Genomic DNA, 17069 nt, shown 5'->3' with positions numbered 1-17069 from the left:
AGTCAACTGATGTTTCTAGGTTTATAAACCAAAGTGTAAGCATACAAGCTCCCGAAGGGCAAGGCTAAAGGTTTCCATTACTGCGTTGAACGTTCTTGAATTATCCCGACAAAAGCACTAAGTGCGTTGAACGCCAGTTTTGTATGGCGGCCGTAGGGAATATAGTACTTCGAACATGCGCCTTGTACTGAAAACCTTTATCTCTTGCTGAGTGAGAGATTAATTACTGTAATTGGTATTACTAGGGGCTGTTTATCTTTCGTGATTTTTTTTGCAGCGATAAATTGGTCGTTTTATACAAGACAGAGCTTGTGCGGTTTGGTATTCCAAATAAGCAAGCGATAACGCAGTAGAAATGACCAATTTACGCTGTCTTAGATGCTTTTGAGCGTTCACTGTTCTGTGTTGTAACCCGTTTACTTAGATGACTAAGCTTCACTACTTACGCCTTGAACAGATAAACGTCCAAATAGCACAAAATTTAATCACGAAAGATAAGCAGCCCCTAGTATTTGAAGGTGTAATATTGGTTAGCAGTTAGATATAAAAGATAGTTATTACCATTAAATTCAATTTTGAAAGATGCTCATATTTACCACTTACAAAAGTTGCGGAAGAAAGTATACCGATGAGTTCTCGTCACTCAAGCGCAGGCAGGAAACGAAGTAACGACAGTTTTGTATGTCGGTAGTCTAGTGCCTTTGCTTTTTTCTATAAAAGTCACTGGATACCAGCCTTCGCTGGCATGACAAAGATTGGTACTTTCTAAATCTCTAGACCCTTTACAATTTATCAATTTATCAATTCATCGAAGACAAAGAATTGGAATGTGAATGTGCAATCCCCTAGGCGCTGTCAGCTCAAACACTTCAATCGCTGCACGGTTAAACTTTCAGCCTCAGAAAGCAAACCTTGAATCAAACACCGTTGATATTGACGGTCAGTTGTTTAGGGTCAGCCTGCTTGGGCAATATGATGCATTCCTCAAATTTATTCGTGATGAAGAAGTAACGAAAAACCACGCTGAACTAGAGTTAACTGATGATGTAGCGAAGTTACCAGGAGCAAATTTTGATGAAAAATTAACAGGCGTGATAATGCGGGCTGAGCAACAAGGAAAGGCCATTCTAGCTCGAGACACAAAAGGCAGGGAGGATTATTTTGCGCGACTCGAAAAATTAAAGACGCATATTGTTGAACGGATCAATTTAAACCAACAACTACCAGAAGACGCCTTATGTTTTCTTGTTGAATTTTCAAACAGGCTTGACGAAATGAGACTCTGGCCTGAGTCACAGCAACTGCTTCATCTCGGTGCCTTTCCTATGGCGGTTGAAAGCGAAGGTGAATGGCGGTGCATAGACGGTCTTCGTATTCGTTTGGGTTTGTGTGATAGGCAAGCGACAACGATTTTTAATTTATTGTGTCGGGATCAAATGAGTGACACATTACTGAAGTTAACTTCAAAGGTTAGATTTGACTACCGGGTACATTTAGCGGCGACGGTGCCTTGGTTGCTTACAGGGATCGTCTCTAAGAAAGACACTCATTTTAAGTTGCCGCTGCACGACCTGTTTGCGTCAGATATTTATGATTTACTTCTCACTGCCCCAGAAAATTATCACCGCCGTTTATTGAGCAGTATTGACGATTATTTGGAATTATCGCAGCAGGTATTATTTCTGAAAGAGCAATACCTTCAGTCTGATGAGGATAATCTGCTAATGGAAATGAATGGCATAGTTGATCGGTTAAAGGAAAACGCTTGGTCTGCGTTATTAAAACTTGCTCCTAACCATTTTTATGATGGCAGCCAGACAAGAGATAGCATCAGTAATGAGATTTTAAAGCGCATTCACACAGACCAACAGCTAACACTTTTTTTAGAAAGTGCATTTATACCGGAAAAGCCTGAGCTAACGGATTACACTGGCAATGTCAGCCACTGGTGTAAAAAACTTTATTGTGGTGATTTTTGTGCGCTGGCAGCACTTGTTGTTTACTGTCTTCCCGTGTTTGATAAACGTCCGTTGATGATGTGTTTATTGTCACATACATGGCAGGCACTCTACCGTGATACGTTATGTAGGCACCTTGAACAGTTAAAAATTAAGTCGGAGTTCGTCACTGTTTGGAGTGAACCAATCGTTAAGCGGTTAACTGAATTTAATGCATCATACGATGATGTAGTAGAAAAGTACCTGAGTAACCGTGAGGGTTGGCAAACCTTACCGTTAAATCGTAAACAAGACTTATTGCAGCATTGCATCTCAGGCGGCGTCAGTTTTTCTACAATACAAGCGCTTCGTAACTCAGGAGCAGATGAGGTGCATTTAAGTTCACTTGATTGGCGAGCTTGGGTAAATTCAAGAGACTGGCCAGAATTAATTCATTTATTGAGTCATCAGGTTAATTTCAATGAGGTAATACATAACTTTTTACCAATCCTTAAAAGTGATAATCAACTGTTGCATATCGCAGCGTACTTTGGGCGGGCAGATGTGGTGGAAGCATTATTGAAGACTCCGGGTATTGAGGTTAATAACGCTAACAAAAACGGGTATACGCCATTGCATGTTGCCTGCCGTCTTGGTAAAGAGAAAGTGGTGAAGGTACTGCTGGATTATAAGGGGCAGAACCGTGATACTGACTTAGGGCTGGCTAGGGAGCATTCAACATATCAAAATACTCCACTGCATGAGGCTTGTATTGTCGGTCATGATGGTGTGGTGAAGGTACTGTTGGATTATAAAGGGCAGAACCCTAAAGCTGATATCGGGCTGACTAGGGAGCATTCAACATATAAAAATACGCCACTGCATGCGGCCTGCCGTCTTGGTAAAGAGAAGGTGGTGAAGGTACTGCTAGATTATAAGGGTCAAGAACCTGAGGCTGATATCGGGCTAACCAAGGAGCATTCAGAAACTAAGAATACGCCACTGTAGGGCAAACGGGTCAAAAATAAGCAATCAAATTTGATCGTTTGCCAAACTATAGCGATCGTGGTTTATAATAGTCTTTGCTTGTTAATTTCTATGAAAACTACGACAATCAGCGACTTTTTTGATGGCCTACCCGACCCTCGTATGTCACGAACTTTACATCATCCTCTGATTAACATTATAACCATTACTCTATGTGCGGTTATCTGTGGCTGCGATAATTTCAATGCTATTGAAGAATATGGGAAATCGAAGAAAAAATGGTTCGAAACTTTTTTAGATATGCCTCATGGCGTCCCAAGCCATGATACCTTTAACGATGTTCTCAACCGCTTATGCCCTAAGGCTTTTCATGCCACTTTTATAGCGTGGGCGCAACACCTTTGTACAATTGACGAAGATATCATTCCTCTTGATGGCAAGACACTGAGAAGAACTCTGGATAAAGTGAATGAAGTTCCAGCAATACATATCGTTAATGCTTGGTCAGTAAAAAATAATCTTTGCTTAGGGCAAATGAAAGTTGACGGTAAAAGCAACGAGATAACAGCCATTCCTAAGTTGTTAGAGCTCCTCGATATTAAAGGGGCAACCATTACCACTGATGCAATGGGTTGCCAGTTTAAAATTGCAGATAAAATCATTGAAAAAAAAGCTAATTATATTTTCGCCCTTAAAGGTAGCCAAGGTGAGTTCTTTGAAGATATCAAATTATTTTTAGATACAGAACTCGAGTCTAGATTTAAAAAAATTCACTACGATATGTTTGAGGAAGTCGATAAAGATCACGGTCGAATTGAACAAAGAAAAGTTTGGGTCACGTCTGACGTAGAGTGGCTCAGAAAACGCCATAGTAGATGGTCAAGCTTAAACAGCATTGTAGTCGTAGAATCTACTAGGGAACAAAAAGGGATAGAGAAGACCATGGAAAGACGCTATTACATCAGTAGTCATTTGAAACCTAAAGCTGAGTTTATCTCAAATGCAATACGTTCTCATTGGTTTGTTGAAAATAAGCTCCACTGGCAACTGGATGTAAGCTTTGATGAAGATTCATGTCGGTTAAGAAGTGGAAACGCAGCAGAGAACATGGCTATCATGAATAAAACAGCACTCAACATGCTGAAAAATGAGAAAACAGCAAAAGTAGGAATAAAAAGCAAACGTTTAAAAGCGGGCTGGGATGAAGAATATTTGATGAAGGTATTAACTGTGGGCAAACTGGCTGTCTAATTTAGACCCGTTTGCCCTATACGCCACTGTATGAGGCTTGTGTCGTCGGTCATGATGGTGTAGTGAAGGTGCTGCTGGATTATAAGCTGCAATACCCTAAGGCTAATATCGGGCTGTTCAGGGAGCATTCAGAATCTAAGACTACGCCATTGCATGTGGCTTGTATTGCCGATAATGATGATGTGGTGAAGCTGCTACTGGATTATAAGAGGCGGTACCCTAAAGCAGATATCGGGCTGTTCAGGCAGCATTCAATAACTAAGAGTACGCCACTGCATGCGGTCTGCCGACTTGGTTTAGAGAAGATGGTGAAGGTACTGCTTGATTATAAGGGGCAAGAACCTGAGGCTGATATCGTGCTAACCAAGGAGCATTCAGAAACTAAGAATACGCCACTGTATGAGGCTTGTGTCGTCGGTCATGATGGCGTGGTGAAGGTACTGCTGGATTATAAGGGACAGAACCCTGAGGTCGACATCGGGCTGACTAGGGAGCATCCAAAATCTAAGAATACGCCTCTGTATGCGACTTGTATCGCCGGTCATTATGATGTGGTGAAGGCGCTACTGGATTATAAGAGGAAGAACCCTGAGGCTAATATCGGACTGCTTAGGGAGCATTCTGAATCTAAGAATACGCCACTACATGTGGCTTGTATCGCCGGTCATTATGATGTGGTGAAGGTGCTGCTGGATTATAAGGGGCAGTACCCTAAAGCTGATATCGGGCTAACCAGAGAGCATTCAACATATAAAAATACGCCATTGCATGCAGCCTGCCATCTTGGTAAAGAAAATGTGGTGAAGGTACTGCTGGATTATAAGGGGCAGTACCCTAAGGCAGAAATCGGGCTAGCAAAAAATCACTCCAAATATCCCAATACGCCACTGCATGAGGCTTATATCGCTGGTCATAGTGCTGTGGTGAAGACACTGATGAATTATAAGAGACAAAACTCTGAGGGTGAAATCGAATTAACCAGGGAGCATTCAAAAAATCAAAATACGCCACTGTATGAGGCTTGTATCGCTGGTCATGATGGCGTGGTGAAGTCTCTGCTGGATTATAAGGTACAGTACCCTGAGTCTGATATAGGGCTAACTAGGGAGCATTCAACATTTAAGACTACGCCACTGCATGCGGCCAGCTGTCTTGGTAAAGAGAAGGTAGTGAAGTCACTGCTGGATTATAAGCGACAGCACCCTAATGCCGATATCGGGCTAACCAGGGAGCATTCAATAACTAAGAATACGCCACTGCATGATGCTTGTATCGCCGGTCACGATGGTGTAGTGAAGGTGCTGCTGGATTATAAGGAACAGCACCCTGAAACTGATATCGGGCTGGCCAGAAAGCATTCAACGTATAAAGGTACGCCATTGCATGGAGCCTGCTGTCTTGGTAAAGAGAAGGTAGTGAAGTCACTGCTGGATTATAAGGGAAAGCACCCTAATGTCGATATCGGGTTATCCAGAGAATATTCAACACATAATAATACGCCACTGCATGAGGCTTGTTTCGCTGGTCATGATGGCGTGGTGAAGGTACTGCTGGATTATAAGAGGCAGCACCCTAATGCTGATATCGGGCTGATTTGGGAGCATTCAACACATAATAATACGCCACTGCATGAGGCTTGTTTCGCTGGTTATTATGGTGTGGTGAAGGTACTGCTAGATTATAAGGGGCAGTGCCCTGAGGTTGATATCGGGCTGACAAGGGAGCATCCAACATCTAAGAATACGCCACTCCATGAGGCTTGTATCGCTGGTTATTATGGTGTGGTGAAGGTACTGCTAGATTATAAGGGGCAGTGCCCTGAGGTTGATATCGGGCTGACAAGGGAGCATCCAACATCTAAGAATACGCCACTGCATGAGGCTTGTAATGTCGGTCATGATGGGTTGGTGAAGGTACTGCTGGATTATAAGGTGCAGCACCCTAATGCCGATATCGGGCTGACCATGATGAATTCAAATACTATGAATACGCCACTGCATGCGGCCTGCTGTCTTGGTAAAGAGAAGGTGGTGAAGGTAATACTGGATTATTTATCCACACATCCGATAGATTCTACTCGATTATTTAGTAACGAATTTGGAATGCCACCGCTAAAACTGGCGAGTAAATATAAGCATGAGGTTGTATTTAATCTCATACTCAAATGGAAAGGTATTGAATTGGTGTCCACGAAGGATAAAATAAGTGTGTTTTTTGCGAAAAAATAAGATGCTTATTTGTAATATGAAACTCACTTTTGTCCGTGTTCCATGACATTTTCTGTATGGCGCATTCTGTAACTTTTCGTCATTCCTGAGAAGGCAGGAATCCAGTGCCTTTGAAGAAATCGAAGAAATCTTGTGCCGTTAATGAATAAATTTAACCGCCAAAAAAAGACTCTGGATGCCCGACTAAGGCATTCGGGCATGACGTGTGCAGTTTAAGTAGAGTAGGCTACTGGCTTCGCTATCGCTTATCCAGCAGCCCCTCTTCGATTCCGTGCATGAGGTTTTCTCTCACACGGCTCTGTTGTTACACTTCTCTCAGCCCCTTCACTTTGCTTATCATCTTGTCGTGGGTAAATACTCAAGACCAGCTTGGCGTAATTTTTCGTAAGCACCTCGTGATAGATACTTGCTTCGACGTTGACTTAAGCGACGATGCCATCGATAGAATCGGTTTACTACAAATCCATTTATTCTGAAAAATACACCTCTGGGATAACCTATCCCACCAAAATAGTGTTTCCATCCCCTCAGAACTTGATTAACCTTATTTATCAGTACGCCAAGTGTATTTGAGGTTCGGTGTTTCACTATGTCTCTGATTTTATTTTTCAGCTTTGTTTGGCTCTTCTTAGACGCCTGTATCTTGATGTAACTGGTGCCTTTGATGAGGCCTGTGATCCGTTGAAAGTTAAAACCGAGGAAATCAAACTCATTCATCAGCTTTCCCATATCCACACAGTGGGTTTTACTTTGATTTAGCTTCAGACCTTCATCACTTAATTGCTGTGTTATCCAGTCCAGTTGCTCTTGTGTGTAGGTTTGCTTATGAAGTACAACAAAATCATCTGCATAGGTAACGATTTTACACGGTGTTTTTTCGTGTATTTTCAAACAGAAATCGTTGAGATAGATGTTAGCCAGTAGTGGAGAGATAACTCCGCCTTGCGGAGTGCCACATCGGCTTGCTTCTATTCGCCATTTCCCGTTGACCGTCTCTATGCTGATGGGCGCTTTGATAAAGCTTTTCAGTAAACTCAGAAAGCTGCTGTCGCTTATTCGCCTTTCTACTTTTGCCATCAACTTAGCGTGCGGGATGGTATCGAAATAGGCGCTCAAGTCAGCATCGAGTACGTGCTGATAGCCTTGTTTTAGGCTCATTTCAATGACTTTTACCGCTTGCTGGGCGCTTCGACATGGACGGTAGCCATAACTGTGTTCATGTAAATGAGGTTCGTAGACGGGTTGCATCACTATTGTCATCGCCATTTGCACAATTCTGTCACTGATTATCGGGATCCCAAGTTTCCGCGTTTTGCCGTTGTCTTTGAGTATTTCTACTCGTTTGACTGGGCTAGGTCGATAGTTTTTCTGTTGTAATTGAGTTTGAATTTCTTTTAACAGCGCAACGACTTTCTTTTGCTGCTCTAGATAACTGAATGTGATGCCATCAATTCCTGCTCCGCCTTTATTGGCTTTGCATCGTCGATAGGCTTCTTCGAGTATATCTAGGCGACTGAGTTTATCGTACAAGCTGTAAAATCGAAGCTCCGAGTTAAGCTTTGAGCGTAAGTAAAGTTTTCGCTGTAATATTCTGATATTTACTGGAGTGTTAGCCATATGGCAATTTCACCTCAAAAGTTACGTTAAAAACGGGTGTAACACTGAGCCCCTTCCCTGATGTGAAGTTATGTTGTCTTCACGGTTAACGGTACTATGGGCTCATCCGACTGCCTGAGCGCCCTATCTGAAATTTCGGTTTACCTTATATTCGGATAGTGGAAGTCACTACCTTCCAACACTCAGGCTCTCCCACGTTCACTTTATTTCCTTCAATACATGCCACTTCATATTACGCCGGAAGATCAAACAGATGCATTTACCAGTTGCTTCTCTGTTTGTGTCAGGGTTCGTCAACTAGGAAAGACTCCCCATCTTCATTTTTTGATTTACGACGCTTAACTGAATTCGCTTGATGCTGCGGCCTACATTGCATCTCAACCTTTATTCAAGGCCTTTGTCACAGGGCTTCATGTCATAGCGGTTACCCATTATGCATGCCCGTCAGATTTCGGGATGAACTGGTAATTATCCCGTCAGGTACGTTTCAACCTGATGGACTTATTATAAATAATAACGTTGCTGTCTCTGGTTTATGGCCATGTAATCGCTTGGCTGCGTATACGTTGAGACAAATCCCGCAACAGAATAAAGCGCTTCGTGGCGCTCCCTAGAAACATCAGTTTGCGTTCTCAAGCGTAGAAAAAATGGCTGATAGTAAGACGTAGCTTGCAGCAAGTAGTTATTCTACTTGCAAAAGTTACAACGCAGATAGCAGTCATTTTAGCAAGCTTGTGAGCGTAGAGCTCTTCACTCACTGGGTGAAAAACATGGTAATAAAATCATCGTATTGCTCAAATAGTTACTCGTATACTCAGCGTTCAATTGATGTTTTTAGGTTTAAGGTAAGACTTATGAATTCTGTGATGTTTATGTCCATATGTCCAAAAGTTAGTTTCAATCTTTAATGTCTTTTTTCAATGAAATCGATCACGGTCGTTCAAGAAAGTTTCAATCCATTACTGTTAGAAGAACACCTTTATTTAGCATTATTAATAGGTTCTATAAGATAAAAGTTTCAAACTTTACTACTCTCCGACATTTACAATTATATCTGCATGTAGATAGCGAATTATTGACTTACTGAGCTTTTAGCTTAATGATTCCATCATTTGATGCACAAGGCTTAAACTCTAGTTGATGCTCTTCTTTTAAAAATGAAATAAAATTCGTTTTTAAAGTCTGACCTAAGTGATGGCCCGTTATAATTTTTTCAATGGCAAGCTTTCCATTGCGACGGCAATGATATTGATATAGAGCCTTAGCAAACTGAAAGGGTACACCAGAGCTGATATCCTTACTCAAACTACAACTAAATATACTGTCAACATGGCAGTTAAAAACACTCCCAACCAGTCCAAGTTGTTTATGACATAAGTCTAAGCGGCACAATTTATCCATAGACTTGTCGAAATCATTTTCATTAACCAGTGCCCAGTAAGCATAAATAAGAAAATTAGGGGTTATTCCCCATTCTAAGAGGTAGCTTTGTTCTTGTTTATTACCAAACACCAAACGCTCAGCAGCCTCAAACTGATTTGTTGCGGTATAAACAGTTAACAACTCGATACAAGTGATGGCATCGGGCTTTATTGCATTTTTAGGCTGCTCAGCTAAAACATTGTCTTTCAGGATAGACAATACCTTCTGAGCGGCTTCAAATTGTTCGGTTTGAGCACATACACCAAGGAAGGCGTTATAAACCTTAATATTAACGGCTACCTTCCATTCTGACATATAACTTTGCTCGTCCATAACCAAACGCTCAGCTGCCTTAAACTGCTTTGTTGCGGCATAAACAGTTAACAGGACGATGCAAGTGATGGCATCGGGCTTTATTTCGTTTTTAGGCTCCATGGCTCTTGCATTGTCATTCAGGATGGTCAAAACCTTCTGAGCGGCTTCAAATTGTTCAGTTTGAGCACATACACCAAGGAAAGCACCATAAACCTTAATATTAACGGCTACCTTCCATTTTGAAATATAACTTCGTCTATGCTCATTGCCCAGTACCAAACGCTCAGCAGCTTTAAACTGCTTTGTTGCGGCATAAACGGTTAACAGGTCGATACAAGTGATGGCATTGGGCTTTATTTCGTCTTTAGGCCACATGGCTTTGAGATTGCCTTTCAGGATAGACAATACCTTCTGAGCGGCTTCAAATTGTTCGGTTTGAGCACATACACCAAGGAAAGCACCATAAACCTTAATATTAACGGCTACCTTCCATTCTGAAATATAACTTCGTCCATGCTCATTACCAAACACCAAACGCTCAGCAGCCTTAAACTGCTTTGTTGCGGCGTAAACAGTTAACAGCTCGATACAAGTGATGGCATTGGGCCATATTTCGTCTTTAGGCCACATGGCTCTTGCATTGTCTTTCAAAATGGACAATACCTTCTGAGCGGCTTCAAATTGTTGGGTTTGAGCACATACACCAAGGAAAGCACCATAAACCTTAATATCAACGGCTACCTTCCATTCTGACATATAACTTCGCTCGCCCATAACCAAACGCTCAGCAGCCTTAAACTGCTTTGTTGCGGAATAAACAGTTAACAGCTCGATACAAGTGATGGCATCGGGCTTTATTTGGTCTTTAGGCTGTTTGGCTCTGAGATTATCTTCCAGGATGGTCAATATATTCTGAGCGGCTTTAAATTGTTCGGTTTGAGCACATACACCAAGGAAAGCACCATAAACCTTAATATCAACGGCTACTCTCCATTCTGACATATAACTTCGCTCGCCCATAACCAAACGCTCAGCAGCCTTAAACTCCTTTGTTGCGGCATAAACAGTTAACAGCTTGGTACAAGTGATGACATTGGGCTTTATTTGTTCTTTAGGCCACATGGCTCTGAGATTGTCTTTTAGGATGGTCAACACCTGCTGAGCGGCTTTAAATTGTTCGGTTTTAGCACATACACCAAGGAAGGCGTTATAAACTCTAATATTAATGGCTACCTTCCATTTTGAAATATAACTTCGTCCATGCTCATTAACCAGTACCAAACACTCAGCAGCTTTAAACTGCTTTGTTGCGGCATAAACAGTTAACAGTTCGATACAAGTGATGGCATCGGGCTTTATTTCGTCTTTAGGCCTCATGGCTCTTGCATTGTCATCCAGAATGGTCAATACCTGCTGAGCGGCATTAAATTGTTGGGTTTCAGCACATACACCAAGGAAGGCGTTATAAACATTAATATTAACGGCTACCTTCCATTCTGACATATAACTTCGCTCGCCCATAACCAAACGCTCAGCAGCCTTAAACTGCTTTGTTGCGGAATAAACGGTTAACAGGTTGATACAAGTGATAGTAGTGGGCCATATTTCGTTTTTAGGCCTCCTGGCTCTTGTATTATCATCCAGAATGGTCAATACCTGCTGAGCAGCTTTAAATTGTTCAGTTTCAGCACATACACCAAGGAAGGCGTTATAAACTTTAATATTAATAGCTACCTCCCATTCTGAAATATAACTTCGTCCATGTTCATTACCCAGTACCAAACGCTCAGCAGCCTTAAAGTGCTTTGTTGCGTCGTAAACCGTTAACAGATCGATACAAGTGATGGCATCGGGCCATATTTCGTCTTTAGGACACATGGCTCTTGCATTGTCTTTCAGAATGGTTAATACCTTCTGAGCGGCTTTAAATTGTTGGGTTTCAGCACATACACCAAGGAAAGCACCATAAACTTTAATATTGACGGCTATCTTCCATTTTGAAATATAACTTCGCCCATCCTCATTACCCAGTAGCAAACGCTCAGCAGCCTCAAACTGCTTTGTTGCGTCGTGAATTTTTAACAAGTTGATGCAGCTGACGGCGTCGGGAGTGACTTTCATTGCTCTCATAAGCGCTATGATTTTTTCTGCCTGTTGAGCTAAACCATTCGCTGAAAGATGCTGTAACTGTTTGTTTTTGTATAAACCTAACGCCTTGGATAAATAAGCATTGAAAGGCCCGGGTTGCTTACGCAGTTCATGTTTATTTTCCCTAAGTATTGCTTTTAAATTTTTGATCAACGCTAGTGACTCACTCAGGGTATTGCATTCATTAATGCAAGAAATTGTCACTCTGATGACGTCGACGATTTTTTTATCCTTTCCTTTCCAATAAAGAAAATTATCTATCACCCACATGTTATTAGTGAGATTTCTAGACCTTAGGTTAGATTTTACATTGTCTGAATGTACACGTGCACAATGTGAATAGCGAGCTTTCTCTCCTTTGTACGCTTGAGGATTTCGGCAAGTAGCGTGTCTTGAACGACTAAGTTTAAAGTGTTTATAAGAAGGCTTGGGTTTCAGCTGTGGCTCTGGTTGAGGAGAAAAGTAAGATCTGATTTGGTTGCAATGCCTTTTTGGCTGTGACACCTGATACGTTACGGCATCTGTACGAGTTCGTTTACGAGAATGTAACCCAGTGGAAATTGAGTTGTACTCAACTTCAGTATATTGGTTAGATATCCCAAAATGTGGTTGAATAGTAACCTCTCAGCACATCAATACTTGATCACAGCTTATCATTTTAATGGTGGAAGTAGAAAAATTTGGGTATACACGCTTCCAAATATCTTCTATATGTTCAGTAAGCTTTAATGTTTCGTTGATAACAGCATTATATTTTGTCAGGTTTCCTAGGGTCTATTGATCTTTCGTGATTGTTTTTGCAGCGATAAATTGGTTATTTTATGCAAGGCAGAGTTTGTGAGGTTTGGTTATTATCGACATACAAAACTGTCGTTACTCCGTTTCCAAATAAGAAAACGATAACGCAGCACCTTTTATTTAGAAAGAGCGACCAATTTACGCTCTCTCTTTTTTCGATGCTTTTGAGCATTCACTGTTCTGTGTTGTGACCAGCTCACTTAGATGGCTAAGCATCACTGCTCACGTCTTGAACCTAAATATATCAGTTGAACGCACAATTTAACTTTAATCTATTGAAGTTAAATACAAGATTAAACAACCCGAACTCACCCATCAGGTAAGTGCTGAACATTCATATACTTGCCAAAATCACCGCTAGCTGCGTTATAAATTTTGCAAGTAGAACCACTACTTGCTGCTATTCGTGCCTTGCTATCAATAATTTTTTCTGCATATATGAACGCTCCCAACCGATTTATTTAGGTTGAACAGATAAATACTCAAATAGCACAAAATTTAATCCTGAAAGATCAACAGCCCCTAATGATTCTATACCAACTAACCGGATGTTCCTTAAACAACTTTTGTCCAAAAATTAGTTTCAAACTTTATTGTTCTCCGACATTTACAATATATCTGCATGTAACATGTAGATAGCGGATTGTTAACTTACTGAGCTTTTAGCTTAATGATTCCAGTATTTGATGCACAAGGCTTAAACTCTAGTTGATGTTCCTCTTTTAAAAACGAAATAAAACTCGTTTTTAAAGTTTGACCTAAGTTATGACCCGTTATAATTTTTTCAATGGCAAGCTTTCCATTGCGACGGCAATGAAATTGATATAGAGCCTTAGCAAACTGGAAGGGTACACCAGAGCTGATATCCTTACTCAAACTACAACTAAATATACTGTCAACATGGCAGTTAAAAACACTCCCTACCAGTCCAAGTTGTTTATGACATAAGTCTAAGCGGCACAATTTATCCATAGACTTGTCGAAATCATTTTCACTGACCAGTGCCCAGTAAGCATAAATAAGGAAATGAGGGGCTATCTCCCACTCTAATAGGTAGCTTTGTTCTTGTTCATTACCAAACACCAAACGCTCAGCAGCCTCAGACTGATTTGTTGCAGCATAAACGATTAACAGGGCGACACAAGTGATGACATTGGGCTTTATTTGGTCTTTAGGCTGTATGGCTCTGAGATTATCTTTCAGAATGGTCAATACCTTCTGAGCAGCTTTAAATTGTTCGGTTTGAGCACATACACCAAGGAAGGCGTTATAAACCTTAATATTAACGGCTACTTTCCATTCTGACATATAACTTCGCTCGCCCATTACCAAACGCTCAGCAGCCTCAAATTGCTTTGTTGCGGCATAAACAGTTAACAGGTCGATACAAGTGATGGCATCGGGCTTTATTTCGTCTTTAAGCTCCATGGCTCTTGCATTGTCATTCAGGATGGTCAAAACCTTCTGAGCGGCTTCAAATTGTTCAGTTTGAGCACATACACCAAGGAAAGCACCATAAACCTTAATATTAACATCTACCTTCCATTCTGACATATAACTTCGCTCACCCATTACCAAACGCTCAGCAGCCTCAAATTGCTTTGTTGCGGCATAAACAGTTAACAGGCCGATACAAGTGATGGCATTGGGCTTTATTTCGTATTTAGGCCACATGGCTTTGAAATTGTCTTTCAGGATAGTCAATACCTGCTGAGCGGCTTCAAATTGTTCGGTTTGAGCACATACATTAAGGAAAGCACCATAAACCTTAATATTAACGGCTCCCTTCCATTTTGAAATATAACTCTGTTCATGCTCATTACCCAGCACTAAACGCTCAGCAGCCTTAAACTGCTTTGTTGCGGCATAAACAGTTAACAGGTTGGTACAAGTGATGGCATTGGGCTTTATTTGGTCTTTAGACGCCGTGGTGCTAGCATTGCCTCTCAAGATGGTCAAGACTTTCTGAGCAGCTTTAAATTGTTGGGTTTCAGCACATACACCAAGGAAAGCGTTATAAACCTTAATATTAACGGCTACCTCCCATTCTGAAATATAACTTCGTCCATACTCATTACCCAGTACCAAACGCTCGGCAGCCTTAAAGTGCTTTGTTGCGGCGTAAACAGTTAACAGGTCGACACAAGTGATGTCATCGGGCCATATTTCATCTTTAGGACATCTGGCTCTTGCATTGTCTTTCAGAATGGTCAATACCTTCTGAGCAGCTTTAAATTCTTGGGTTTCAGCGCATACACCAAGAAAAGCACCATAAACTTTAATATTAACGGCTACCTCCCATTCTGAAATATAACTTCGTCCATGCTCATTACCCAGTACCAAACGCTCAGCAGCCTTAAACTGCTTTGTTGCGGCGTAAACATTTAACAGCTCGATACAAGTGATGGCATCGGGCCATATTTCGTCTTTAGGCCGCCTAGCTCTTGCATTGTCTTTCAGAATGGTCAATACCTTCTGAGCGGCTTCAAATTCTTGGGTTTTAGCACATACACCAAGGAAGGCGTTAAAAACCTTAATATTAACGGCTACCTTCCATTTTGAAATATAACTTCGTCCATGCTCATTGCCCAGTACCAAACGCTCAGCAGCTTTAAACTCGTTTGTTGCGCCGTAAACAGTTAACAGTTCGATACAAGTGATATTTGTGGGCTTTATTTGTTTTTTAGGCCGCATGGCTCTGACATTGTCTTTCAGAATGGTCAATACCTTCTGGGCGGCTTTAAATTGTTGGGTTTGAGCGCATACACCAAGGAAGGCGTTATAAAGCTTAATATTAACGGCTACCTTCCATTTTGAAATATAACTTCGCCCATGCTCATTGCCCAGTATCAAACGCTCAGCAGCCTTAAACTGCTTTGTTGCGTTGTAAACGGTTAACAAGTTGATGCAGCTGACGGCGTCGGGAGTGACTTTCATTGCTCTCATAAGCGCTATGACTTTTTCTCCCTGTTGAGCTAAATCTTTCGCTGAAAGATGCTGTAAATGTTTTTTTTTGTAGAAACCCAACGCCTTGGACAAATAAGCATTGAAAGGCTCTGGTTGCTTACGCAGTTCATATTTATTTTCCCTAAGTATTGCGTTTAAATTATTGATCAACGCTAGTGACTCACTCAGGGTATTGCATTCATTAATGCAAGAAATTGTCACTCTGATGACGTCGACGATTTTTTTATCCTTTCCTTTCCAATAAAGAAAATTATCTATCACCCACATGTTATTAGGGAGATTTCTAGACCTTAGGTTAGATTTTACATTGTCTGAATGAACACGTGCACAATGTGAATAGCGAGCTTTCTCTCCTTTGTACGCTTGAAGATTTCGGTAAGTAGCGTGTCTTGAACGACTAAGTTTAAAGTGTTTATAAGAAGGCTTGGTTTTCAGTTGTGGATCTGGTTGATAAGAAAAGTATGATCTGATTTGGTTGCAATGCCTTTTGGGCTGTGACACCTGATACGTTACGGCATCTGTACGAGTTCGTTTACGAGAATGTAGCTCAGTGGAAATCGAGTTGGACTCAACTTTAGTAGACAGGTTAGACACCCCAAAATATGGTTGAATAATAACCTCTCAGACACTTCATTACTTGATTGCAGTTTATCATTTTAATGGTGGAAGTAGAAAAATTTGGGTATACACGCTTCCAAATATCTTCTGTATGTTCAGTAAGCTTTAATGTTTCGTTGATAACAGCATTTTATTTTGTCAGGTTTTCTAATGATTCTATGCCAACTAACCGGATGTTCCTTAAACCTAAAAACATCAGTTGAACGCTGAGTATATGAGTAACTGTTTGAGCAATTGGATGATTTTATTATCATGTTTTTCACTCAATGAGTGAAATGCTCTACGCTCACAAGCTTGCTAAAATGGCTGCTATCTGCGTTGTAACTTTTGCAAGTAGAATAACTACTTGCTGCAAGCTACGTCTTAATATCAGCCATTTTTTCTACGCTTGAGAACGCAGTCAACTGATGTTTCTAGGTTAAACAACTTTTGTCCAGATCCATGACATTTTTTCTATGGCGCATTCTGTAATTTTTCGTCATTCCTGCGAAGGCAGGAATCCAGTGCCTTTGAAAATCGAAGACATTTTGTGCCGTTAATTAATCCTAAATAAACCTAAATAAATCGGTTGAACGCACAATTTAGCTTTAATTCATTGAAGTTAAATACAAAATTAAACAACCCTAATTCACCCATCAGGTGAGTGCTGAACATTCATATACTTGCCAAAACCACCGCTAGCTGCGTTATAAATTTTGCAAGTAGAACCACTACTTGCTGCTATTCATGCCTTGCCATCAGTAATTTTTTCTGCGTATATGAACGCTCCCAACCGATTTAT

General features: G+C 41.0%; 6 protein-coding genes. 3 read left to right on the top strand and 3 right to left on the bottom strand.

What is annotated here, in order from left to right; all coding sequences use genetic code 11:
- Positions 1-833 precede the first annotated feature (833 nt).
- From E2I05_RS01560 to E2I05_RS01550, 3 genes are all read left to right on the top strand, one after another.
- Positions 834-2945: an ankyrin repeat domain-containing protein gene (locus E2I05_RS01560; protein WP_133309434.1), complete on the top strand. Its 2112-nt coding sequence runs from the start codon at positions 834-836 to the stop codon at positions 2943-2945.
- 90 nt (positions 2946-3035) lie between these two features.
- On the top strand, positions 3036-4175 hold the full coding sequence (locus E2I05_RS01555; RefSeq protein WP_133309433.1) for an ISAs1 family transposase: 1140 nt from the start codon (positions 3036-3038) through the stop codon (positions 4173-4175).
- Between the two features lie 11 nt (positions 4176-4186).
- The gene (locus E2I05_RS01550; RefSeq protein ID WP_121855266.1) at positions 4187-6403 is read left to right on the top strand and encodes an ankyrin repeat domain-containing protein; all 2217 of its coding nucleotides are present in this window, start codon (positions 4187-4189) and stop codon (positions 6401-6403) included.
- 336 nt (positions 6404-6739) lie between these two features.
- On the opposite strand, the gene ltrA is transcribed toward E2I05_RS01550, so the two are convergent.
- From ltrA to E2I05_RS01535, 3 genes are all read right to left on the bottom strand, one after another.
- Positions 6740-8020, bottom strand: coding sequence for a group II intron reverse transcriptase/maturase (ltrA, locus tag E2I05_RS01545; protein ID WP_133309423.1), 1281 nt, complete (start codon positions 8018-8020; stop codon positions 6740-6742).
- A 1080-nt stretch (positions 8021-9100) separates the two neighbouring features.
- Entirely contained in the window at positions 9101-12175 is a 3075-nt protein-coding gene (locus E2I05_RS01540) for a pentatricopeptide repeat-containing protein (protein WP_121854607.1), read from the bottom strand.
- A gap of 1179 nt (positions 12176-13354) precedes the next feature.
- Entirely contained in the window at positions 13355-15937 is a 2583-nt protein-coding gene (locus E2I05_RS01535) for a pentatricopeptide repeat-containing protein (RefSeq protein WP_121854608.1), read from the bottom strand.
- Between the last annotated feature and the right edge of the window lie 1132 nt (positions 15938-17069).

The sequence above is a fragment of the Parashewanella spongiae genome (assembly GCF_004358345.1).
GTDB lineage: Bacteria > Pseudomonadota > Gammaproteobacteria > Enterobacterales > Shewanellaceae > Parashewanella > Parashewanella spongiae.
Note: the sequence above shows the minus strand (reverse complement) of the source record. Positions and strands in the feature narration are given on the sequence as shown.

Excerpts from the sequence above, each read along its gene's own strand:
- E2I05_RS01560 (WP_133309434.1), top strand. The coding sequence starts at position 834 with ATGTGCAATCCCCTAGGCGCTGTCAGCTCAAACACTTCAATCGCTGCA.
- E2I05_RS01555 (WP_133309433.1), top strand. The coding sequence starts at position 3,036 with ATGAAAACTACGACAATCAGCGACTTTTTTGATGGCCTACCCGACCCT.
- ltrA (WP_133309423.1), bottom strand. The coding sequence starts at position 8,020 with ATGGCTAACACTCCAGTAAATATCAGAATATTACAGCGAAAACTTTAC.
- E2I05_RS01540 (WP_121854607.1), bottom strand. The coding sequence starts at position 12,175 with ATGTGGGTGATAGATAATTTTCTTTATTGGAAAGGAAAGGATAAAAAA.
- E2I05_RS01535 (WP_121854608.1), bottom strand. The coding sequence starts at position 15,937 with ATGTGGGTGATAGATAATTTTCTTTATTGGAAAGGAAAGGATAAAAAA.